Here is a 20,938-nt window from a genome sequence, read left to right on the forward strand (position 1 = left end):
AACCGTGTCGTAAAGGGGAAGGGAGGCCTTCGACAAGCTCAGGCCGAACCGGGCGAGGAGTTCAGCGATATTCGGGATCGCCGAGCAGCTCGCCGAAATCCGGAAAGTCCGTCGAGACCCGGTTCGGATACGCCGCCTCGCGCTTTTCCAGAAAGCTCTGCACCCCCTCGCGCGCATCGTCGCTTTGTCCGCGCGACCAGATGGCGCGGCTGTCGAGGCGGTGGGCGATCATCGGGTGCTCTGCGCCCATCATGCGCCACATCATCTGGCGGGTGAGAGCGATCGACACAGGCGCGCTCTGTGCGGTCATCTCCTGAGCAAAGGCCCGCGCGGCGGGTAATAGGTCATCGGGTGCGTGGAGCGAGCGGACGAGCCCGCCCTTCAGCGCCTCCGCCGCATCGAACACCCGGCCCGAATAACACCAGTCGAGCGCCTGGCCGATGCCGACTAGGCGCGGCAAGAACCAGCTAGACGCCGCTTCTGGCACGATACCGCGGCGCGTGAAGACGAAACCGAACCGCGCGGTCTCGCTCGCAAGTCGAAAGTCCATCGGCAGCGTCATCGTTAGGCCGATGCCGACCGCCGGGCCATTGATCGCGCCGATCACCGGTTTCTTGCAGTTGAAGATGCGCAAAGTCAGCCGCCCGCCGCCGTCACGGACGCCCGGATGCGAATAATCGACGCTGCCGTCGGCGCGGATCGGCGAGCCCTGCTCCATCTGGTCCGGTCGCTTGGCATAGTCGAACGTAGCGCCGCCCTCGCCGAGATCGGCGCCCGCGCAATAGGCGCGGCCGGCGCCGGTCACGATCACCGCGCGGACGTCGTCATTGGCATCTGCATCGTCGAAAGCAGCGATCAGCTCATGCATCATCGGCGCATTGAACGCGTTCAACCGATCCGGCCGGTTCAGCGTGATCTGCTGGATGCCGTCCGCGATGTCGACGATGATGGTTTGGTAGGTCATGGCTTCTTGCCCAGCAGGTCCATCGCCGCGGTCACCATCGCCTCGCTGCCGGTCGCGATCACTTTCTCCGCATCGGGCGCCCAGAAGGCGCTGTGCAGGGACGGCAGCTTGGCCGGATCGCCGCCCGCCGCGTCCCATTTCGCCTGCGGCACGCCGCCGACCCAGAAGATGGTCGACTGAATGTGCTGCGGATCGACTTCACGGTATTCGGGAAAATCCTCCGACACCATTACCGGCTTTGCCTGCATCACGCGGCTCTCGCCGAAACGTGCCTTGAATGCCGCGCCAAGGCGATTGGTGAGCGGCTCGTCATTATAGGTCGAGATGCCCGAGGTGCCGTAGGGCGTGACGACCGGCATCAACTCTTCCGGCAGGCCGGCAGCGATCGCCTCGCCGCGCGCGATGCGCTTGATGCCGTCGAGCAGATGCGCGCGCGTCTCCTTCGAATAGCTGCGCACGGTGAGCTGCATCTTCACTTCGGACGGGATGATATTGTGCTTGGTGCCGCCGTGGATCGAGCCGACCGTGACCACCACCGGGTCGGTCGGGTCGATTTCGCGCGCGGAGAGCGTCTGCAGCGTGGTGACGATGCGCGCGGCAAGCACGATCGGATCTTTGGTCGTGGCCGGCGCGGCGCCGTGCCCGCCGACACCTTTCACCAGCATGTCAACCGAATCGACCGAGGCCAAGGCATAGCCCGGCGTGTAGCCCACCGTCCCGGCGGGAGCCGATGCGGAATCATGGAAGGCGACGACATATTGCGGCTTCGGAAAGCGGGTGAAGAGGCCGTCCTTCAGCATCGCCGATGCGCCGGCATTCACTTCCTCGGCCGGCTGTCCGATCATGATGAGCGTGCCCGACCATGCACTGCGCAGGGCGGCCATCCGACGCGCGGTTTCGATCCAGGCGGTCATGTGCGTGTCGTGGCCGCACGCGTGCATCACCGGCGTTTCCTTGCCGTCGATGCCGATCGCGCGGACCTTGCTGGCGAACGGGAGCCCGGTCTGCTCCTCCACAGGCAGTGCGTCCATGTCGGCGCGGAGCATCACGACGGGGCCGGGGCCGTTCTTCATGACCGCCACGACACCGGTGCCACCGACGCCAGTCGTCACCTCGAAGCCCGCCTTCTTCGCTTCGGCAGCCAGGATTGCGGACGACCGCTTCTCCTGCCCCGACAGCTCCGGATTGGCATGGAGGTCGCGATAGATGGTGATCAGCCCGGGCATGTCCTTCGCGATATCGGCGCGGAGGCTGTCCGGCTGGGCGAGGGCAGGGGCGGCGAAGAGCAGGGGAAGCAGAGCAAGAGCGCGCACGGGGTTCTCCAGAAATAACCACCCAAACCCGTTCGGGCTGAGCTTGTCGAAGCCCTCCCTTCTTCTTTCGGAAATCGGGAAAAAGAAAGGGAGGCCTTCGACAGGCTCAGGCCGAGCGGAGCTCTAGGATTGCGCCCGGGTGATCGGCACCAGTTCCACCACGTCCATCACGCTTTCGAAATGCGGATAGGGGAGGATCATCCGCCAGCGGCCATCGCCCAGGTTTTCGACCGCGCCGATGATGTCTCGCTCGGCATCGCGGCCGTAATCGATCGGGCGGCTTTCGTCGCCGAGCACCAACGTGCCGAGAAAGACCAATTTCTCGCCGCCGCCCAGGATGACGCCGACCGGCCGCTGCGAGCCGGACATCTTGCGGAAGCTGGCGATCCCGCCTTCGTCGTCGATCCGGCAGGCAAAGCTCGGATAGGCGACATAGGCGAGGCCGCCGGGATTCTTGGACCCGAGCTTCACGACGCGGCAGCGATAATCGCCTGCGGCTGGCCGGGGGTCCAGGCGCCCTGCATCGGGTTCCAGCAGCCGCCCCTCGCGCGCGATCTCTGAGGCATGGCCGCTCGCCCGCGCCTGATCGAGGCCGGTGACGAAAGCCGTGCGCCACTGGCTCAGCCGGTCGCGGTCGGCCTGCGTTGCGACCGCGCGCCAATCAGGGGCTGCCGGCGTGGCCGCCACGACCTGCTCTCTATGCGCGCATCCGACCAGCGCCAATGCGCCCGCCGCTACGACTCTCTTCATGCGACCCTCTCTTTTGCCGCGAGCCTAACGCGCGCGGCGCGGATCGCCTAGAGCGTTAAGCCGCGGTCCAGCCGCCATCCATCGACAGGTTCGTGCCGGTAATTTGCGCCGCTTCGTCGCGGCACAGGAACACGGCAAGCGCCGCGACCTGTTCGGGCTGGACGAACTGCTTGGTCGGCTGGGCGTCGAGCAGCACGTCATTGATGACCTGCTCGCGGGTCAGCCCGCGCGTGCGCATCGTGTCGGGAATCTGATTCTCGACCAACGGCGTCCACACATAGCCGGGGCTGATGCAATTGACGGTGATGCCGTGCGTCGCCGTTTCCAGTGCGACCGTTTTGGTCAGGCCGGCGATTCCATGTTTCGCCGCGACGTAAGCCGATTTGTTCGGGCTTGCGACCAGCGAATGGGCCGAGGCGGTCGAGATGATCCGGCCCCATTTCTTCGCCTTCATATAGGGGATCGCGGCGCGCATCAGGTGGAAGGTCGAGGAGAGGTTGATCGCGATGATCGCATCCCATTTCTCGACCGGGAATTCGTCGACTGGCGATACGAACTGGATGCCGGCGTTGCTGATGACGATGTCGGGACCGCCGATCGAATCCGCGCACTCCTTGACCATCGCCGCGATCTGGTCGGGCTTGGTCATGTCGGCGGCCGAATAACGCGCTTCCGCCCCGCTGATCGCCGCCAGATTGGCGCGCTCGCTCTCGATCGCCTGCGCGTCGCCGAAGCCGTTGATCGTCACCGCCGCGCCTTCGGCCGCGAGCGCCTTGGCATAGGCGAGGCCGATGCCGGAGGTGGAGCCGGTGACGATCGCGGTCTTGCCCTTCAGAAACATGAAAACTCCTACTTGCGGGTGAGGTCGAAGGCGGCGCTTTTGCCGTCGGCGATGTTGCGGGCGAGCAGAGCAGACTTGTCTATCGTCTCCTGCACGGCCTCACGTCCGGCGGCCCAATGCTCGCGCATCGTGCGGGCCGAGAATTCATAATCGCGCGAACCGCTTTCCCAATCCGGCGCGCGATAGATGAGTTGCACGACGTTGACCGGCTGCTCCTTCGCCGCGTCGCGCAGGAACACGGCGTCGGGATCGTCGAGCAGCTCCTTGGGAAGCTTCTTGAGCAATCGCCCGACCGCCCGCCTGGCCTTGCGAAGACGCAGCGCCTGATCGCTCACGCGGCGGGTGCGGCTGGAATAGCGGATTTCCTTTTCCCGCGCGAACACGTCCATGATCGTCTTGGGGATCGCGCCGGCGGCAGAGAACAGATCGACCTGGAACACCAGCATCGGCTGGGTCTGGGTGTCGAGCACGTCCGACAGCGGTGTGTTGGAGACGATGCCGCCGTCCCACCAAAGCTGTCCGTCGATCTCGACCGGCGGCAGGCCCGGCGGCAGCGCGCCCGACGCCATGATGTGCCGGGCGTCGATCCGCTCCTTGCGGTTGCTGAAATAGCGCAGGTTGCCGCTCGCGATCTCGACGGCGCCGACCGAGAAATGGATCGGCCCATCGTTCAGCAGCTCCCAGTCGATCAACCGGTCGAGCGTCTCTTTCAGCAGTGTATTGTCATAAAAGCTGAGCGCGCCCGGCGTGCCGGCGGGCGCGAAGAAGGGCGGCAGCGGCCGAGGTCCGAAAAAGCCGGGCACGCCGGCCATGGCGACGAAGCCGGCCGACCATTCGTGCACCCACTCGCGCCAGTAGTCGTCGCCCGGGATGGCGAAGCCCGGCAGCCAGCTCGATACTTTCTCCCAGAACTCGGTCAGCCGCGCGACCCGCCGCTCGGGCGGGTTGCCGGCGATCAGCGCCGCGTTGATCGCGCCGATCGACACGCCGGCGATCCGGTCGATCTCGATGCCTTGCGCGTCGAGCGCCTCGTAAACGCCGGCCTGATAGGAGCCGAGCGCACCGCCGCCCTGCAGAACCAGCGCGACCTGATCCGGCAGCGGCATCGCCGCGCGCCTGCTGCGGCGCGGTCGGGAATCGGCATCGGCCATATCGCCTCCGTAACCGATTGCGCTAAACAGCGGCAACCTAGGGTCCAGACCCGGAGCCGGCAACGGCCAGGATCGCCCGGAGAGGCGCGCTGGCAAGGAGCGCGGCGCAGACGCGTAGCTGAGGCTACGCGCAAGCAAGCGACGTAGCGAGCGCGCCTCTCCGGGCGACCGCGAAGCGGCGGGCGTATTTTGGCGCGATGCGGTGTCGCTCGTCGGGCAGGTAGCTTCTGCTACCTGCCTCTCCTCGCTCCTGGCCTCGCGCCAAAATCCGCTCCGTCATGGCCATTGCCGACTCCGGGTCTGGACCCTTAGCCTTGCCCGAACATTGTGACGGCGAAAGGAATCCGATCATGCGCCTCGACGATTACCGGACCAGCGACAATGTCGAGGAAGGCCGCAGCGGCGGCGGGTTCGGAGGATTCGGCGGCGGAGGCGGCGGGCTCGGCCTGCTGTTGGGACTGGTCGGCAGCCGGTTCGGCATCGGCGGCGTCGCGGTGGTGCTGATCGGCGCCTGGCTGCTCGGCATGTTCGGCGGGGGCGGTCAGCGCGCCGTATCGCCGGCGCAGCAGCAGGGCACGGAGACGGCCGCGCAGATCTGCTCGGGCAGCCAGGAAAGGCGCTTCTCCTGCCAGGTGCTTGCAAGCACGGAAGACACCTGGGGCCGCATCTTCCAGCAGTCGGGCGCGCGCTACACGCCGACGACGCTGCATTTCTATTCGCAAAGTGACCAGTCGGGCTGCGGCGCGGCGCAATCGGCGATGGGCCCGTTCTACTGCCCGACCGACAAGCGCGTATATCTCGACACCGATTTCTACCGCGAACTGGCGCAGCGCTTCGGCGCCGCCGGCGACTTCGCCCAGGCCTATGTGATCGCGCACGAGGTCGGCCACCACGTCCAGGATCTGCAGGGCCGCCTCGACGAAGCGCATAACGCGCAGGCGCGCGCTGGCGAGGCCGAGGGCAACGCGATCCAGGTCCGCGTCGAGCTGCAGGCCGATTGCTACGCCGGCGTCTGGGCCGCGGCGAACAAGGACCGGCTGGAGCAGGGCGATGTCGAGGAAGGCATGCGCGCCGCCCATCAGATCGGCGACGACGTGCTGCAGCAGGCGAGCCAGGGCCGGGTGGTGCCGGAAAGCTTCACCCACGGCACGGCCGAGCAGCGGATGAAATGGCTGCGCAAGGGCATCGAGACCGGCGATCCCGCGCAGTGCGATACGTTCTCGGGCGCGATCTGACTAAGCCCCTCCCCTGAAGGGGAGGGGTTTTATTAGAGCCGCACCAGCATCTTGCCCGTGTTTGCGCCGCTGAACAGGCCGAGGAACGCGTCGAGCGTCGCATCCAGGCCATCCCGCACCGTCGTCCGCGCCTTGATCTTTCCGCCCGCGACCCAGCCGCCCATTTCCTGCGTGAAGGCAGGGAAATCGGCCATATAGTCGGTGTAGATGAAGCCGCGCATCGTCAGCCGCGTCGGGATGGTGCGGATGATATATTTGAGCTCTTGCGGCTTGCCGTCATTATAGACGTCGATCATCCCGCAGATCGCGAAACGCGCCCATTGGCGGGCCGTGGCGAAGGCGGCGTCCAGATGCTCGCCGCCGACATTGTCGAAATAGACGTCGATGCCGTCGGGAGCGGCCTTCGCAAGCTGCGGCAGCACAGGCCCCGCCTTGTAGTCGATACAGGCGTCGGCGCCGAGTTCCTTCACGAACGCCACCTTGTCGGCGCCGCCGGCCGAGCCGATCACGGTCATGCCTTTCAGCTTCGCGATCTGCACCACCGCCGAGCCGACAGCACCCGCCGCGGCCGAGACGAACACGACATCGCCGGCCTTGGCTTCAGCGGTGCGAAGTAGCCCGAAATAGGCCGTGCCGCCGGTCAGCCCGAGATTGTGCAGCCAGGTGTCGTCCGAGACGCCGATGCTCGGCAGCTTCTGCGGCATCGCCTCGGCGCCGATCGTCGCGGTGTCGCGCCAGCCGGCCATGTGCAGCACCTTGTCGCCGGGCGCGAAGCCGGGATTCCGGCTCTCGACCACTTCGCCGACCGCGCCGCCTTGCATCGGCTCGCCGAGCTGGAACGGCGGAACGTAGCTCTTCGCGTCGTTCATGCGCCCGCGCATATAGGGGTCGACGGACAGCCAGAGGTTGCGGACGCGGATCTGTCCGTCCTGGAGCGGCTGGTCCGGCGTCTCCACCAAATCGAAATCGCTCGGCTGCGGCATTCCGTTCGGCCGCGACTTCAGCACCCAGGCGCGCATTTATATCCTCCCCTTATTGCGTTGCGGATCGAAACCTTGCGCGCTTCGGCGGGCAAAGAAAAGGGCCCGGAGCGTGCACCCCGGGCCCTTCTCGTCATGATCGAGCCTTACCGGTCCTCGTAAGTTCCGGAGAAGCTGCGGTTCAGCACATGTGGACCGTCGTCGCGCTGGCGATCGTCATTCTCGAACAGCGCGCGGCGGTTTTCCTCGTCCTGCCAGTGCTGGCGGGCATCCTGCGCCGACTTGTTGATCGTCACCCGCTCGTCGACCGACTGGATCCAGGAGCAAGGGATCGAGTGATGATGGCCGCCCGCGGCCGCGTCGTTCTTGGTCAGGATGATGCGGTCGCCGGCCACCTTGTCGACGGTGCCGATATGCTCGCCGTCGGAGCCGACCACGTCCATATGCTCGCGCACGTTCCGCATGCTGGAGCGCTGCTGCTGGCGATTGCTGCGCCAGCTCGAGAACTCGTTGTGGAACTTGTCGCGGTTCTCACGGCGATATTCGTCATAGTCGCGGTCAAGCGCGTCCATCTGCTGCCGGCGCCATTCGCTGTAATGCTCGTCGTGCGGATGCGAGCCGAAGCGGTTGCGGCCGTAATCGCCGCCGCCAGTGCCGCCCGTGCCACTGCCATAGCCGCCGCGGTCCTCGAACCGGCCGCCGCGGTCGCCGCTCGACCCGCTATAGCGAGAGCCGCGCGACTCGTAGGCGCTGGAGCCGTAGCGCCGTTCGCGGTCGCCGCCGCCCCAGGGCTCGCTGGCGTCCCGGCCGAAATCGCGGCCGCGTCCGCCCATGCCCGACATCATCGATCCATAGCCATATCCGCGGTTGCGGCTGTCGTCCCGCGACTGGCTGCGCCATTCGTCGCGGTCGCGGTCGCGATGCCGGTCGCGGCCGCGATCGTCATCGTCGCTGAACCAGGAGCGGATTTCCTCGCCGGCCTTCTCGAAGAAGCCCCGATCGTTGTCGCGGCCGCCGCGATTGTCGCCGCGCCAGTCGTTGCGGCCGCTCTCGCTTCCCATCCGATAGCGATCATTGTCGCGCCCGCCGCCATAGCGACCGCGTTCATTGCGGTCTCCGCCGCCCGGGATCGGTTCAGGTCCAAATTCCCAAGCTTCCGCATAGCGGTCGCTTGGTTCGCGATAGCCATGATAGTCATTGCGATCGGCCATTTCAGGTCTCCTCTGAGTCGTCAGCCGGAAGGCGTATGGCAGCCCGCGCCGGGCCGCGCTCTCCCGAGGTTCCAGCGCACATTTGCATGGGTTGGTTCCGGCCCGTTCAGGGGCTTGCGACGAAGCGTGTTGCATCGCGCGGGAGGCGCGGGTAAGGGCGCTGCTTCGCGTCGGCCAGGGGCTGGCGCGGTTGATGGTGCGGGGCCGTAGCTCAGCTGGGAGAGCGCGTCGTTCGCAATGACGAGGTCAGGGGTTCGATCCCCCTCGGCTCCACCATTTTCTTTCGTTTAGAATCATTTGCTCCCGCCGCGTTGGCCCGAACGCCGCAGCGGCTCTGTGGCTTATCGGCAACGCCTCAGACGGTTTGTAGCCGTCATTTCCTACCGCGCTGACTTAACTGGATATTAACGTTTGGAGCCCAAAGGTTAACTGGTTAATGAGGCGCTGGGGCGCGAGCAGGGTCGCCGCGCTCCACGAGAGGGACAGCCATTATGCGCGTATTGCTGATCGAGGACGAGCCGACCACCGCCAAGGCCATCGAGATGATGCTGCAGGCCGAGGGGCTTAACGTTTATTCGACCGATCTGGGCGAAGAGGGCCTCGATCTGGGCAAGCTCTACGATTACGACATCATTCTTCTGGATCTCAACCTGCCGGACATGCACGGCTATGACGTGCTGAAGAAGCTGCGCACCGCCAAGGTCCAGACTCCGGTGCTGATCCTGTCGGGCATCAGCGAGATGGATTCGAAAGTCCGCTCGTTCGGCTTCGGCGCCGACGATTACGTGACCAAGCCGTTCCACCGCGACGAGCTCGTCGCCCGTATCCACGCCGTCGTCCGCCGTTCGAAGGGCCACAGCCAGTCGGTCATCCGCACCGGCAAGCTGGCGGTCAATCTCGATGCGAAGACAGTGGAGGTCGACGGTGCCCGCGTGCACCTGACCGGCAAGGAATATGCGATGCTGGAGCTGTTGTCGCTCCGCAAGGGCACCACGCTTACCAAGGAAATGTTTCTGAACCACCTCTATGGCGGCATGGACGAGCCCGAGCTGAAGATCATCGACGTCTTCATCTGCAAGCTCCGCAAGAAGCTGAGCCTGGCCTGTGGCGGCGACAATTACATCGAGACGGTGTGGGGCCGCGGCTATGTGCTGCGCGATCCCCAGGAAGAGCAGGCGCCGGAAACGGTCGCCGCGTAACGCATCCCCAGCGGGGGCTGGAACCGAAGGCCGGTGCGGAAACGCGCCGGCCTTTGCGTATCAGCTCGCCAGCGCCAGATAATCGTCGTTCAGGCCGAGACCCGGCGCGCTGAGCGCCAGCGCCAGCGCCGTGCCGCAGAACCCGCACTGAGCCGTGACGCGGCCGATCAACCAGTTGCTGTGGCCGCAGCCAGGGCAACGATTGGTCTCGCCCGGATGATACATGACTTGATAGCCGCGATGGACCAAGTCGATCGGATGAATAGTCGCCGTACGCATTATCACCTCCTTAACGCGTGGTGATTCCAAACTTGACGACAACTTAGCACAGCCAGGATATGGCTAAAGTCTGTTAACCCTGTTCTTGACCTGTGACTAAAGCTGACGCGAAAATCACTCCGTTTTCAGGCAAGTAACTCGCGTGCAGGAGTCCTGTTCCACAGCCGTGCCGAATGGAACCCGGGTGTGGCTTTTGCGCCGTAAATCAGGCGTCCACAGCCTCAGGATCGAAGCGGACCCAGCCTTCGCCGGCGAGCCGCTCGATCGGGCCGAACCGCGCCTTGTAGGCCATGCGCTTGGACCCGCGCACCCAATAGCCGAGATAGACGTAAGGCAGGCCGGCGGCGCGGGCGCGCAGGATGTGATCCATGATGATGAAATTGCCAAGGCCGGGCCGATCCGCGTGATCGGCGTCGTAGAAGCTGTAGATCATCGACAGCCCGTCGCCTTGGCGATCGGTCAGGCACGCGCCGATCAGCTTGCCCGGCGTATAGCCCTGGCGGGGTTCGCGATATTCGATGATGTGGGTGTTGACGGGCGTCTGCTCGACCATGTCGGCATAGTCCATCTCGTCCATGTTCGACATGCCGCCGCCGGGATGGCGGGCCGACAGATAGCGGCGGAGCAGTTGATATTGCTCGTCGGTGGACCAAGGGCGGCAGGCCGTGACTTCAAGATCGCGGTTGCGCTTCAGAATGCGCTTTTGCGTTCCACTCGGCCGGAACTCGTCGACGACGGTGCGCACCGACACGCAGGCCTGGCATTCGGGACAGCTCGGCCGGTAGGCGACGCTCTGGCTGCGGCGAAAGCCGATCCGGCCAAGCGCGTCGTTAAGCTCGGACGCGTTCGGCCCGTTCAGCTCGGTAAAGACCTTCCGCTCGAATTTGCCGGGCAAATACGGGCACGGATTCGGCGAGGTGACGAAGAATCGCGGAAACCGGAATGGTGCGCTCACGGCCGTCCCTCTCAGGCGGGGACTCGTACCCCGCTGCCACCAGAACGCATATTGGCCAGTCCAGCTTCAATGAAAAGTCTGTTTACTCTCTTTCGGCGTCGCTCAGGCCAATTCGACCAGACTCGCCTCGTACCCGGCCGCGCGCAATGCCTCCATCAGCCGGTCCAGATGGGCCCGATCGCGAGTCTCGCACTCGATGTCCGTGATCAGGCCCTTGGCCGGCAGCGTCGTGAAGACGCGCTGGTGATAGACCTCGATGATGTTCACCTGCTCCTCATGGAAGATGCGAGCGACGTGGAACAGAGCGCCCGGCCGGTCCTGCAGCCGCACCCGCAGCCGCGCCAGTCGGCCGGAGCGGGCGAGGTCGCGCAGCAGCACGTTGGCGAGCAGCCGCGTGTCGATGTTGCCGCCGGTCAGCACCAGGCCCACGTTCTTGCCCCGGAAACGCTCCGGATCGGCGAGCAGGGCTGCGAGTCCGGCCGCCCCGGCCCCTTCGACCACCGTCTTTTCGATCTGCAGCAACAGGCTCAACGCCTTCTCCAGCTCGCGCTCCGAGACGAGCACGATGTCGTCCACCAGTGCTTCGACGATCCGCGCGGTCAGCGTGCCCGGCTGTTTGACGGCGATGCCCTCGGCGAGCGTGTCGCCTTCGCAAGCAAGATCGACATGCTTCACGGCCGCATACATCGACGGGAACAGCTCTGCCTGGACGCCGACCAGCTCGATGCCGGGCTTGAGCCCTCTCGCCGCGGTTCCCATGCCGGACAGAAGACCGCCGCCACCGATCGGGATCACCAGCGTGTCGAGTTCCGGCACGTCCGCGAGCATCTCGAGCGCGACCGTCCCCTGGCCCGCGATGATGTTCGGCTCGTCGAAAGGATGGACGAAGGTCAGCCCGCGCTCCGCCTCCAGCTTGCGCGCATGGGCATAGGCGGCATCGAACGTCTCGCCTTCCAGAATGACGGTCGCGCCATGCCCCTCGGTCTGCATGACCTTCACGGTCGGCGTCGGCTTCGGCATCACGATCGTGACCGGAATGCCCAGCCGATTGCCGTGATAGGCGAGGCCCTGCGCATGGTTGCCGGCAGATGCCGCGATCACGCCCTTGGCGCGCGCTTCCGGGCTCATCTGGAGCAGCGTGTTAAGCGCGCCGCGTTCCTTATAAGCGGCCGTGAACTGGTGATTCTCGAACTTCAGCCAGACCTCGGCACCCGTGAGCTGCGAGAGCGTCTGCGAATGGAGCGTCGGCGTGCGGACGACCGATCCCATAATCCGCGCCGCCGCCGCCTCGATATCGGCAAGCGTGACGGGCAGGGTGTCGCGATCGATCGAAACTGCAGTGGCCATGCCGGGGCCTTAGCGGCCCGCGGCGCGGCTGTCATTCCTTGCGCGCGCTGGCAGGCCGGCCCGGCTTGGGTTAGGTTCCGCTTCCCAGAGTAAGCGAGCGTCATGACCTCCACGATCGACATACGACCGGAGTGGTCGGCACCGGAGCAGGATGCCGAGATCGCGGCGATCTTTGCCCAGACCGCGGCGGGGCTGGCGCAAGTCGATCTCAATGGCCGCTTCACGCTCGTCAACGACCGTTTCTGCGAAATGGTGGGCCGGTCGCGCGAGGAACTGCTTACGCTCCGGATGCAGGAGATCACGCACCCCGATCACCTGGCCGAGAACGAACCGTTGTTCGATCGCGCGGTGCGCGACGGCGCGCATTATCGAATCGAGAAGCGCTATTTGCGGCCGGACGGTTCGATTCTCTGGGTCGATAATTCGGTCACCGTCATCCGGAAAGAGGATGGTTCGCCATTCGGCGTGCTCGCCGCCAGCATCGACATCACGGGCCGGCGCGAAACCGAAGCGGCGTTGCGCGCGAGCGAGCTTCGCTTGCGGCTAGCGATGGATGCCGGGCGCATGGCGGTGTGGGAATATGATGTGCGCGCCGGGCGTGTGCTTCACTCGAGCGACCTCAATCGCCTGCTCGGCATCATCGAGACGCGCGACGTGTCCTATGACGACATGCGCGGTCGGATCGAGGCCGAAGATCTGGTCCGCCTGTCGGAGTTGGCGCGGGCGTCGATCGCGCGCCGCGAACCGCATTTTCAGGCTGAGATTCGCTACCGGCTGAGCCGAGGCGAGGTGCGTTGGCTCCTGGTTAGCGCCGAGTTCCAGCTGACCGATGACGGCGCGGTGGACCGGATCATCGGCGTGGCGCTCGACATCACCGACCGCAAGCGCGACGAGGAGCATCAGCGGCTGCTGGTTCACGAACTCAATCATCGGGTGAAGAACACGCTCGCCGTCGTGCAGGCGCTCGCTCACCAAAGCTTCGCGGGCAGCGCGGACGAGGAGCGCAGGCAGGCTTTCGAAGGACGGCTTGTCGCCCTCGCCGGCGCGCACAATCTGCTGACGCGCGAAAGCTGGGAGGCCGCGTCGATGCGGGACGTCATCCTGTCGGCCGCCGCTCCTTGCGATCCCGGCGATGGCCGCTTCCGAATCGATGGCCCCGATATGCGTGTGCCGCCAAAGACCGCGGTCGCCCTTGCCCTCGCTGTCCACGAACTGTGCACCAACGCCGTGAAGTACGGCGCGCTGTCGAATGACCGCGGCATTGTCGACGTGCGCTGGCGTATCGAAGGCGGTCGCGTCCATCTGGTCTGGGCCGAACGGGAAGGGCCGCCGGTCGCCCCGCCGGAGCATCGCGGCTTTGGCTCTCGCATGCTCGAGCGAGCGCTGGCGAGCGAGCTCGATGGCTCGGTCACGCTCGATTTTGCGCCCGAGGGCGTGCGCTGCACGATCGTTTCGCCTGCGCCTGAAGAAATTTTCATCGCCCGTTAATCCGGGCCGCATGTCGATTCTGTCCTATCCGAATCCCGGACTATTCCCTAGTCAGGAACTGCGACCCGAAGGGCTCCCGAGATTCTTGGGGGTTCTTGACCTAGCGGCTCGGCCGATTCATTTCGGCCGGGCCACTTTTTTATGCGGCAGATTGCCGCTATGCTGCGCTGCAAAGAAAAAAGGGGCGCAGTTATGGCAGCGGTTTCGCTCGACTACGCCGCACCTGAAGCGGCGCTGACGGATTATCTGTCCGTCTTCTACGATTTCCGCGTCAATATCGAGCGATTCGAAGATGACGACCGGGCCGACCTCGCGCAGCTGAGATTCATGCTCAAAGGAACCGGCCGATATCGCTTTGCCGACGGCCACGAGCAGGATGGGCCTGAAATCCAAATCGTGGGCCCGACCACCGGCGCCACCCATGTCTGGGTCGACGGTCCGGCCGAAGTCTTCGGCGCCGGATTGCTGCCGGCCGGGTGGGGGGCAATCGTCGCGGTCGATGCTTCCTCGGTCACGAACCGCGTCATCGACGCGACCGAGTTGTTCGGCCGCGCTGCCCGGGATGCGCTGGACGCGCTGCGCGCGGCAGATGCGCTCGATGCACGGGTGGCGATCGCGACCGCGTTCATCAAATCGCTCATCGCCGGCGGCCATGAACAGCCGCGCTGGTTCACCCGCACGGTCGATGACTGGCTCCAGAGCAGTCTCAACCCGCAAGTCGACGACCTGGTCGCCGAGACCCGATTGTCGCGCCGGCAAGTCGAGCGGCTGTGCAAGAGACTCTATGGCGCCCCGCCCAAACTGCTCTCGCGCAAATATCGCGCTCTCCGCGCAGCGGTCGTGCTCGCGAAAGGCGAGGCGAGCACGTCCGAACTGCTCGACCAGGGCTTCTACGACCAGTCGCATTGCATTCGCGAGATCAAGCGCTTCACCGGCGTCACCCCGACGCGCATCCAGGGCGACCTCAACGAACTCACGCGCCTGACCATGAAGCGCACCGAATTCGCCGGCAGAGTCGCGCCGCTGGTCGCGGAAGCCTAGGGTCCAGACCCACAACCGGCAATGGCCATGACTGAGCGTATTTTGGCGCGAGGCCAGGAGCGAGGAGAGGCAGGTAGCAGAAGCTGCCTGCCTGACGAGCGACGCCGCATCGCGCCAAAATACGCCCGCCGCTTCGCGGTCGCTCGGAGAGGCGCGCTCGCTACGTCGCTTGCTTGCGCGTAGCCGGAGCTACGCGACTGCACTGCGCTCCTTGCCAGCGCGCCTCTCCGGGCGATCCTGGCCGTTGCCGGTTGTGGGTCTGGACCCTAGAAGCTCAGCTCCATCGTGCCGCCGGCCGGCACCTCGTCCCACTCCAGCTGAAGCCGCGTCATCTCGTCCTTGATCGCGTCGATGCTCGCCGGCTCGACCGCAATGGAGGCGTGGCCGCGCGCCTCGCATGTCATCCGATAGAGGTCGAGCAAGTCGCCGGCCGTTCCCGGCGCGCCCCAGGCATCGGCCTGCATCGTTTCCACCAGCCGCTCGATGGCCTCAGCCTCGACCTCGCTCATCGGCGCATAGCCGCTCGCCTCGCCCGCAACCGCCGCACGCATGAACCCGCGCGCGCCGAGTTCCTTCTCGACCGCGTAATGCACCATGTCGTGCGGGATGATGCCCTGCTTCGGGCAGTCGATCCGCTCGACCGAACTATCTGCGCGCACGATTTCCAGCAGGTCGTACTTCCCATCCTGCTTGGTGAAGATCATGCGCACGGGCCTATCCCATGATCAGCCCGGCGAGCGCCGCGCTCATCAGATTGGCGAGGCTGCCGGCGGCCAGTGCGCGCAGGCCGAGCTTCGCGATCAGCGGGCGCTGATTAGGCGCAAGGTTGCCGGTCACCGCCATCTGGATCGCGATCGAGCTGAAATTGGCGAAGCCGCACAGCGCGAACGTCACGACCGCCACCGTCTGCGGCGACAGTGTCTTCTGCAGCTTGCCGAGTTCGATAAAGGCGACGAACTCGTTCAGCACCAGCTTGGTCCCGAACAGGCCGCCGGCGATGCCCGCCTCGTTCCATGGCACGTTCAGCAGCACCATGACCGGGCGGAACACATAGCCGAGCAGTTCCTGGAAGGAGAGGTCGGGCCGGCCGAACCAGCTACCGACGCCGGCGAGCAAGCCATTCGCAAGCGCGACCAGCGCCACGAACGCCAGCACCATTGCGCCCACCGCGACGGCAAGCTTGACGCCGGTCTGCGCGCCCTGGGCGGCCGCCATAATGATGTTGGCCGGCCGTTCCTCGTCATGCGTGGCTTCGGCCATCTGCACCGGGTCGCGCCCACCTTCGGGGAGCAGCGCGGCCGGGCCTTCGGCGCTGATCCGCGTTTCGGGCAGCGCCACCTCGTCGGGCTCCGGCGTGACGACATCGTCGGGCATGATGATCTTCGCCATCAGCACGCCGCCCGGCGCCGACATGAAGCTCGCCGCCAGCAGATAGGGAAGGAGCTGCGCGCCGATCATCGAGGCGTAGGCGCCGAGGATCGTGCCGGCGACGCCGGCCATGCCGACCGTCATCATGCAGAAGAGCTGCGATGGCGTCAGGCTCGCCAGATAGGGCCGGATGACCAGCGGGCTTTCCGACTGGCCGACGAAGATGTTGGCGGCCGCGCCCAGACTCTCGACGCGCGTGATGCCGGTCACCAGCCGGATCGCGCCGCCGACCCAGCGGATGATGAACTGCATCACGCCGAGATAATAGAGGATCGAGATCAGCGACGCGAAGAAGATGATCACCGGCAGGGCTGCGATCGCGAAGCTGTTCGCGCCCATCGTCGGGCCGGCGAGCGGGCCGAAGATGAAATCGGTGCCTGCCTTGGCGTAGCCCAGGAGGTTCGAGACGCCGCGCGACATCGCGCCGATTACGCTCTGTCCCCAGCTCGTCCCCAGCACGAGCATCGCGAAGCCCGCCTGCAGCGCGAAGGCGGGCGCGACGACGCGCAGCCGGATCGCGCGGCGGTTGGTCGACAAAAGCAGGGCGAGGCCCAGGATGACCGCAATGCCGGCCAGGCCAATCAGATAACGGTTCATAACTGTAATGATGTCCCCAAGTGGCGCGGACGATACACGCCGCGCCGCCGGGGGGAAGGGGGAAATCTCAGCTGACGGTCAGCGTGCCGCCGGGAATGATGCTCGGGGCGAACACGGAATCAAGGCTCATCGCGATCCTGTTGGTGATGAAGAACACGACGAACGCTGCGACGATCGAGACAATCACATAGGTAAGCGCCTTGTCTTCCGGCACTTTCATAAGCCGCGGCAGCCCGAGATAGAGCAGGTAAAGGCTATACAGCCCGCCCAGAATCGCGAGGAACGCCAGGCCGGGAAAGATCAGGAACACGCCCGCGACCCACGCGGCCGTGCAGGAACAGGCGGCGACCTTTGTGGCCTGCACGTCGCTCTTCTGTCCGCCAAAGTTCGGCGCGAGCAGATTGAAGATCAGCGAAAGAACGAAAACGTTCACGAGCGCCATGATGTAATGGCTGACCGCTACCGAAATGGCGAAGCCGATACTCGGCCGAAACGTCACTAGCAGCAGGGAATAGCCGAACAGCAGGGAGCCGACCAGCAGCGCAACCGGCCCGATCGCCGCCAGCGGCACCACATAGGATTTGAAGATATCGGCCACGGTGGCGGGCTCGGCGTCGATCCGCCGCCATTCTTCCTGGGGTTTCAACAGGATGTTCTTCACGCGATCGACAAGCGAACTGGTGCCGGGCTGCGGAAACTCGACGCTCATGACTCACATTCCCCTTGTGGTGCGGTCGGCGAAGCGATCATGCGCCTGGCGTTGCGGCAGCGCAACCGCCCTCCCATATGGCCGGCCATGAGCGGGAACGAACACGGCCTGCCCCAGTGGCACGGCACCACCATTCTCTCGGTCCGCAAGAACGGCAAGGTCGTCATCATCGGCGACGGCCAGGTCTCGATGGGCCAGACAGTCATGAAACCCAATGCGCGCAAGGTGCGGAAGCTCGGCGACGGCAGCGTCATCGGCGGCTTCGCCGGCGCGACCGCCGACGCCTTCACTCTGTTCGAACGGCTGGAGCGCAAGCTGGAGCAGCACCACGGCCAGCTCCTCCGCGCTGCGGTCGAACTGGCGAAGGATTGGCGGACCGACAAATACTTACGCAACCTCGAAGCGCTGATGATCGTCGCCGACAAGGACGTGAGCCTGATCCTGACCGGCAATGGCGACGTGCTTGAGCCGACGAACGGCATTGCCGCGATCGGCTCGGGCGGCAATTACGCCCTCGCCGCCGCCCGCGCCCTCGCCGAGTACGAGCCGGACGCCGAAACCCTCGCCCGCAAGGCGATGGCCGTCGCCGCCGACATCTGCGTCTACACCAACGACCAGCTTACGATCGAAACGCTGGAGAGCGCGACTTAACCCCTCCCCTTCAGGGGAGGGGCAGGGGTGGGGCAGTCCCCGCTCCGGCGCTCTCCAGACATTCCCCACCCCAACCCCTCCCCTGAAGGGGAGGGGCTTAGGATTGAAAATGAACGACACTCTCACTCCCAAAGCCATTGTCGCGGCCTTGGACGAACACATTATCGGACAGACCGAAGCGAAGCGCGCGGTCGCGGTGGCGCTGCGCAACCGCTGGCGCCGGCAGAAGCTCGCGCCTGACCTGCGCGACGAGGTCACGCCCAAGAACATCCTGATGATCGGCCCCACCGGCTGCGGCAAGACCGAGATCAGCCGGCGGTTGGCGAAGCTCGCCGACGCGCCGTTCGTGAAGGTCGAGGCGACCAAATTCACCGAGGTCGGCTATGTCGGCCGCGATGTCGAGCAGATCGCCCGCGATCTGGTCGAAGAAGCGATCCGGCTGGAAAAGGAACGCCGCCGCGCCGCGGTGCTCGACAAGGCGCAGGCCGCGGCGATGGACCGGCTGCTAGACGCGCTCACCGGCAAGGGCTCAAGCGAAGGGACGCGCAGCGCCTTCCGCCAGCGCTTCGACGAAGGCGTGCTCGACGACAAGGAAGTCGAGATCGAGCTTGCCGGCCAGCCGCAAATGCCGTTCGAGATCCCCGGCATGAACGGCCAGGTCGGCATGATCAACCTCAGCGACATGATGTCGAAGGCCTTGGGCGGCGGCCAGCTCAAGAAGCGCAAGCTGAACGTCCGCGCCGCCTGGGACAAATTGCTCGAGGAAGAAGCCGACAAACGCCTCGACCAGGATGAAGTCAGCCGTCAGGCACTCGCCGACGCTGAAGCCAACGGCATCGTCTTCTTGGACGAGATCGACAAGATCGCGGTCAGCGACGTGCGCGGCGGCTCGGTCAGCCGCGAAGGCGTGCAGCGCGATTTGCTGCCGCTGATCGAGGGAACCACGGTCGCGACCAAATACGGGCCGATGAAGACCGATCACATTCTCTTCATCGCGTCGGGCGCGTTCCATGTCGCAAAGCCCAGCGACCTGCTGCCGGAGCTGCAGGGCCGCCTGCCGATCCGCGTCGAGCTGAAGGCGCTGAGCGAATCCGATTTCGTCCGCATCCTCACGGACACCAAGGCGAGCTTGCCGGCGCAATACAAGGCGCTGATCGGCACCGAGGGCGTGACAGTGGACTTCACGGAGGATGGGATCGCCGCGGTCGCGCGCATTGCCGCCGAAGTGAACGGCCAGGTCGAAAATATCGGGGCGCGCCGGCTGCAGACGGTCATGGAAAAGCTGCTGGAGCAAGTCAGCTTCGACGCCGAGGACCGCCAGGGTGAAAGCCTCGTGATCGACCGCGCCTATGTCGAAGGCCAGCTCAGCGACATCGCGCGCAACACCGACCTGTCGAAGTACGTGTTGTAACAACCCTCTCCCGCTTCGCGGGAGAGGGCGACTCGGCCCTGTGGGGCCGAGCGGGGAGAGGGTCCTGTGGTACGGTGCTCAATCCCCTCTCCCCGCTCGCGCCCGCAGGCGCGAGTCGCCCTCTCCCCTCGAGGGGAGAGGGATTAAAGCTTACGCCCGTTCCAGTACGTCGTGCAGCCGGGCTTCAACGTCGCTATCGCTCATGTCGATCTCGAACGTCGCGGCTATGCGTCCTTCGCCGCCCTGCGGCAGCGGATAGCGGGCTTCGGCGACCAGCAACGGCGTGTTCGCGTCGTGCGGCAGCTCGACCGAAGTGTCGACGCTCTTGTCGCTGCCCGGCGCGACGTCGACGGTCGCCACCTGTGCGGTCGACCGCGCGGCGATCAGCGCGTCCTCGTTCTCTGACGAGGCGCCGTTCAGCATCCAGGTCGACACGCGCACGTCGTGTGCCTCGACATCGCCCGAGTTGCTGACCGTCACCTCGACCTCGAGCGCGCCGTCATTTTCGGCGCGGATCGGACGCAGGCCGATATCGATCCAGGGGCGCGCCGCGTCGGTCGCAGCCGTCGTGGCGGCAGCGGCTGCCGGCGCTTCATAGACAGGTTCGACATAGCCCGGCGAAGCCGCGAGGGCTGCATCCTCCACATGGACGGGCTCGACCACCGGCGCTTCCTCGACCGGCGCGTAATAAGCCTCTTCCTCATAGACGACATCGTCGGTGCGGCGGCGGCGCGAAAGCAGATAGCCGATCAGGCCCAGGATCACGAAGCCGCCGATCACGATCGGGGCCCAGAGCAGCATGTCGTTGCCGCTTGTCTCCGTCTTGGCGGCAGGGGCCGGCGCGGCCGCCTCGGGAGCGGTCGCTTCAGGCGCGGCGGCTGCCGGTGCCGCAGTCGCAGCGGCCGTCGGCGAGGGCGCTGGTGCCGGCGCGGCGGTCGGGGCGGGAGCGGGCGCAGCGGTCGTCCGTGCCGTTGTGGTCGAGCGCGTCGCGCTGCTGTGCACGCCCGCAGTGGGGCGGCTTGCGGTAGGCCGGGATGCGCGCGTCGCACTGCGTGTCTCGGCAGCTGCGGCGGCCTCGGCCGGCGGCGCGGGCGGAGGTGGCACGTTCTGCACGACCGGCGCGCTCGGGGCGAAAGTGATGCTCGGCGATGGCGCAGGCGCCGGGGCAGGCGCGGGCGTCGCAGCCTCGGGCGCCGGTGTCGCGGCGACGGGCGGCGGCGCGGCGGTTTGCGTCTCTTGCGCGTTGACGGGAAGGGCTGCGCTGGCGAGCAGCAGGCCTAGGGCGATCCTCTTGTGATTGTGTCTCATGGCGTCGGATGAACGGGCCTCCGGCTCGGCTGGTCGCAGCCGTTGCGATAAAAGGTGCCGAAGGTCAGACCAGCCGTTTG

The 20,938-nt window shown here is 65.8% G+C and carries 21 protein-coding genes and 1 tRNA gene; 8 read left to right on the forward strand and 14 right to left on the reverse strand.

The window, feature by feature from the left end:
• Positions 1 to 61: 61 nt before the first annotated feature.
• From ACFSCW_RS13955 to ACFSCW_RS13975, 5 genes are all read right to left on the reverse strand, one after another.
• Entirely contained in the window at positions 62 to 964 is a 903-nt protein-coding gene (locus ACFSCW_RS13955; RefSeq protein WP_380890465.1) for a crotonase/enoyl-CoA hydratase family protein, read from the reverse strand.
• Entirely contained in the window at positions 961 to 2,289 is a 1,329-nt protein-coding gene (locus ACFSCW_RS13960; RefSeq protein WP_380891274.1) for an amidohydrolase, read from the reverse strand. The genes ACFSCW_RS13955 and ACFSCW_RS13960 overlap by 4 nt, the downstream gene beginning before the upstream one ends.
• 111 nt (positions 2,290 to 2,400) lie before the next feature.
• Positions 2,401 to 3,027, reverse strand: coding sequence for a DUF4893 domain-containing protein (locus tag ACFSCW_RS13965; RefSeq protein ID WP_380890466.1), 627 nt, complete (start codon positions 3,025 to 3,027; stop codon positions 2,401 to 2,403).
• Between the two features lie 55 nt (positions 3,028 to 3,082).
• Positions 3,083 to 3,868 (reverse strand): 3-hydroxybutyrate dehydrogenase, encoded by a 786-nt coding sequence (locus ACFSCW_RS13970; protein ID WP_380890467.1) that lies wholly within the window; start codon positions 3,866 to 3,868, stop codon positions 3,083 to 3,085.
• Between the two features lie 8 nt (positions 3,869 to 3,876).
• Positions 3,877 to 5,019 carry a patatin-like phospholipase family protein gene (locus ACFSCW_RS13975; RefSeq protein WP_380890468.1) on the reverse strand — a complete coding sequence of 381 codons (1,143 nt, stop codon included), beginning with the start codon at positions 5,017 to 5,019 and terminating at the stop codon, positions 3,877 to 3,879.
• A 350-nt stretch (positions 5,020 to 5,369) separates the two neighbouring features.
• Here ACFSCW_RS13975 and ypfJ point away from each other — a divergent pair, with 350 nt between their 5' ends.
• Positions 5,370 to 6,254, forward strand: a complete 885-nt coding sequence (ypfJ, locus tag ACFSCW_RS13980; RefSeq protein WP_380890469.1) for a KPN_02809 family neutral zinc metallopeptidase — start codon at positions 5,370 to 5,372, stop codon at positions 6,252 to 6,254.
• Positions 6,255 to 6,286: 32 nt separating this feature from the next.
• Here the strand turns inward: ypfJ and ACFSCW_RS13985 are convergent, their stop codons facing one another.
• Together ACFSCW_RS13985 and ACFSCW_RS13990 are read right to left on the reverse strand one after the other, a co-directional pair.
• A complete protein-coding gene (locus ACFSCW_RS13985; protein WP_380890471.1) occupies positions 6,287 to 7,273 on the reverse strand; it encodes an NADP-dependent oxidoreductase in 987 nt (328 codons plus the stop codon).
• A gap of 107 nt (positions 7,274 to 7,380) precedes the next feature.
• Positions 7,381 to 8,445, reverse strand: coding sequence for a DUF2171 domain-containing protein (locus ACFSCW_RS13990; RefSeq protein ID WP_380890472.1), 1,065 nt, complete (start codon positions 8,443 to 8,445; stop codon positions 7,381 to 7,383).
• A 200-nt stretch (positions 8,446 to 8,645) separates the two neighbouring features.
• Between ACFSCW_RS13990 and ACFSCW_RS13995 the strand changes: the two genes are divergently transcribed.
• Together ACFSCW_RS13995 and ctrA are read left to right on the forward strand one after the other, a co-directional pair.
• Positions 8,646 to 8,721, forward strand: a tRNA-Ala gene (locus ACFSCW_RS13995).
• Positions 8,722 to 8,936: 215 nt separating this feature from the next.
• Positions 8,937 to 9,644: a response regulator transcription factor CtrA gene (ctrA, locus tag ACFSCW_RS14000; protein WP_380890473.1), complete on the forward strand. Its 708-nt coding sequence runs from the start codon at positions 8,937 to 8,939 to the stop codon at positions 9,642 to 9,644.
• A 60-nt stretch (positions 9,645 to 9,704) separates the two neighbouring features.
• On the opposite strand, the gene ACFSCW_RS14005 is transcribed toward ctrA, so the two are convergent.
• The 3 genes from ACFSCW_RS14005 to ACFSCW_RS14015 form a co-directional block, all read right to left on the reverse strand.
• Positions 9,705 to 9,923, reverse strand: a complete 219-nt coding sequence (locus ACFSCW_RS14005) for a hypothetical protein (protein ID WP_380890474.1) — start codon at positions 9,921 to 9,923, stop codon at positions 9,705 to 9,707.
• 205 nt (positions 9,924 to 10,128) lie between these two features.
• Positions 10,129 to 10,878, reverse strand: a complete 750-nt coding sequence (locus ACFSCW_RS14010; RefSeq protein ID WP_380890475.1) for an arginyltransferase — start codon at positions 10,876 to 10,878, stop codon at positions 10,129 to 10,131.
• Between the two features lie 102 nt (positions 10,879 to 10,980).
• Entirely contained in the window at positions 10,981 to 12,225 is a 1,245-nt protein-coding gene (locus tag ACFSCW_RS14015; RefSeq protein ID WP_380890478.1) for a threonine ammonia-lyase, read from the reverse strand.
• A gap of 102 nt (positions 12,226 to 12,327) precedes the next feature.
• Between ACFSCW_RS14015 and ACFSCW_RS14020 the strand changes: the two genes are divergently transcribed.
• On the forward strand, positions 12,328 to 13,713 hold the full coding sequence (locus ACFSCW_RS14020; protein ID WP_380890479.1) for a sensor histidine kinase: 1,386 nt from the start codon (positions 12,328 to 12,330) through the stop codon (positions 13,711 to 13,713).
• A gap of 192 nt (positions 13,714 to 13,905) precedes the next feature.
• The gene (locus ACFSCW_RS14025; RefSeq protein WP_380890481.1) at positions 13,906 to 14,754 is read left to right on the forward strand and encodes a helix-turn-helix transcriptional regulator; all 849 of its coding nucleotides are present in this window, start codon (positions 13,906 to 13,908) and stop codon (positions 14,752 to 14,754) included.
• A gap of 266 nt (positions 14,755 to 15,020) precedes the next feature.
• On the opposite strand, the gene ACFSCW_RS14030 is transcribed toward ACFSCW_RS14025, so the two are convergent.
• From ACFSCW_RS14030 to ACFSCW_RS14040, 3 genes are all read right to left on the reverse strand, one after another.
• On the reverse strand, positions 15,021 to 15,458 hold the full coding sequence (locus ACFSCW_RS14030) for a hypothetical protein (RefSeq protein ID WP_380890484.1): 438 nt from the start codon (positions 15,456 to 15,458) through the stop codon (positions 15,021 to 15,023).
• Between the two features lie 10 nt (positions 15,459 to 15,468).
• Complete coding sequence (locus tag ACFSCW_RS14035; protein ID WP_380890486.1) at positions 15,469 to 16,779, reverse strand: NupC/NupG family nucleoside CNT transporter; 1,311 nt, start codon at positions 16,777 to 16,779, stop codon at positions 15,469 to 15,471.
• 67 nt (positions 16,780 to 16,846) lie between these two features.
• The gene (locus ACFSCW_RS14040; RefSeq protein WP_380890488.1) at positions 16,847 to 17,488 is read right to left on the reverse strand and encodes a Yip1 family protein; all 642 of its coding nucleotides are present in this window, start codon (positions 17,486 to 17,488) and stop codon (positions 16,847 to 16,849) included.
• An 87-nt stretch (positions 17,489 to 17,575) separates the two neighbouring features.
• On the opposite strand from ACFSCW_RS14040, the gene hslV reads away from it, so the two are divergent.
• Both hslV and hslU read left to right on the forward strand, forming a co-directional pair.
• Positions 17,576 to 18,139: an ATP-dependent protease subunit HslV gene (gene hslV / locus ACFSCW_RS14045; RefSeq protein ID WP_380890489.1), complete on the forward strand. Its 564-nt coding sequence runs from the start codon at positions 17,576 to 17,578 to the stop codon at positions 18,137 to 18,139.
• Between the two features lie 109 nt (positions 18,140 to 18,248).
• Positions 18,249 to 19,550 (forward strand): ATP-dependent protease ATPase subunit HslU, encoded by a 1,302-nt coding sequence (gene hslU / locus ACFSCW_RS14050; RefSeq protein WP_380890492.1) that lies wholly within the window; start codon positions 18,249 to 18,251, stop codon positions 19,548 to 19,550.
• Positions 19,551 to 19,700: 150 nt separating this feature from the next.
• Here the strand turns inward: hslU and ACFSCW_RS14055 are convergent, their stop codons facing one another.
• Positions 19,701 to 20,351, reverse strand: coding sequence for a hypothetical protein (locus ACFSCW_RS14055; RefSeq protein WP_380890494.1), 651 nt, complete (start codon positions 20,349 to 20,351; stop codon positions 19,701 to 19,703).
• A 22-nt stretch (positions 20,352 to 20,373) separates the two neighbouring features.
• On the opposite strand from ACFSCW_RS14055, the gene ACFSCW_RS14060 reads away from it, so the two are divergent.
• Positions 20,374 to 20,847 carry a hypothetical protein gene (locus ACFSCW_RS14060; protein ID WP_380890495.1) on the forward strand — a complete coding sequence of 158 codons (474 nt, stop codon included), beginning with the start codon at positions 20,374 to 20,376 and terminating at the stop codon, positions 20,845 to 20,847.
• The last annotated feature ends 91 nt before the right edge of the window (positions 20,848 to 20,938 follow it).

This window comes from Sphingomonas tabacisoli, assembly GCF_042678385.1.
GTDB lineage: Bacteria > Pseudomonadota > Alphaproteobacteria > Sphingomonadales > Sphingomonadaceae > Sphingomonas_B > Sphingomonas_B tabacisoli.

Bases quoted from the DNA above. Each gene is read 5' to 3' on its own strand.
- ACFSCW_RS13955 (WP_380890465.1), bottom strand. From the start codon at position 964: ATGACCTACCAAACCATCATCGTCGACATCGCGGACGGCATCCAGCAG.
- ACFSCW_RS13965 (WP_380890466.1), bottom strand. From the start codon at position 3,027: ATGAAGAGAGTCGTAGCGGCGGGCGCATTGGCGCTGGTCGGATGCGCG.
- ACFSCW_RS13970 (WP_380890467.1), bottom strand. From the start codon at position 3,868: ATGTTTCTGAAGGGCAAGACCGCGATCGTCACCGGCTCCACCTCCGGC.
- ACFSCW_RS13975 (WP_380890468.1), bottom strand. From the start codon at position 5,019: ATGGCCGATGCCGATTCCCGACCGCGCCGCAGCAGGCGCGCGGCGATG.
- ypfJ (WP_380890469.1), top strand. From the start codon at position 5,370: ATGCGCCTCGACGATTACCGGACCAGCGACAATGTCGAGGAAGGCCGC.
- ACFSCW_RS13985 (WP_380890471.1), bottom strand. From the start codon at position 7,273: ATGCGCGCCTGGGTGCTGAAGTCGCGGCCGAACGGAATGCCGCAGCCG.
- ACFSCW_RS13990 (WP_380890472.1), bottom strand. From the start codon at position 8,445: ATGGCCGATCGCAATGACTATCATGGCTATCGCGAACCAAGCGACCGC.
- ctrA (WP_380890473.1), top strand. From the start codon at position 8,937: ATGCGCGTATTGCTGATCGAGGACGAGCCGACCACCGCCAAGGCCATC.
- ACFSCW_RS14005 (WP_380890474.1), bottom strand. From the start codon at position 9,923: ATGCGTACGGCGACTATTCATCCGATCGACTTGGTCCATCGCGGCTAT.
- ACFSCW_RS14015 (WP_380890478.1), bottom strand. From the start codon at position 12,225: ATGGCCACTGCAGTTTCGATCGATCGCGACACCCTGCCCGTCACGCTT.
- ACFSCW_RS14020 (WP_380890479.1), top strand. From the start codon at position 12,328: ATGACCTCCACGATCGACATACGACCGGAGTGGTCGGCACCGGAGCAG.
- ACFSCW_RS14025 (WP_380890481.1), top strand. From the start codon at position 13,906: ATGGCAGCGGTTTCGCTCGACTACGCCGCACCTGAAGCGGCGCTGACG.
- ACFSCW_RS14030 (WP_380890484.1), bottom strand. From the start codon at position 15,458: ATGATCTTCACCAAGCAGGATGGGAAGTACGACCTGCTGGAAATCGTG.
- ACFSCW_RS14035 (WP_380890486.1), bottom strand. From the start codon at position 16,779: ATGAACCGTTATCTGATTGGCCTGGCCGGCATTGCGGTCATCCTGGGC.
- ACFSCW_RS14040 (WP_380890488.1), bottom strand. From the start codon at position 17,488: ATGAGCGTCGAGTTTCCGCAGCCCGGCACCAGTTCGCTTGTCGATCGC.
- hslV (WP_380890489.1), top strand. From the start codon at position 17,576: ATGAGCGGGAACGAACACGGCCTGCCCCAGTGGCACGGCACCACCATT.
- hslU (WP_380890492.1), top strand. From the start codon at position 18,249: ATGAACGACACTCTCACTCCCAAAGCCATTGTCGCGGCCTTGGACGAA.
- ACFSCW_RS14055 (WP_380890494.1), bottom strand. From the start codon at position 20,351: ATGCTGCTCTGGGCCCCGATCGTGATCGGCGGCTTCGTGATCCTGGGC.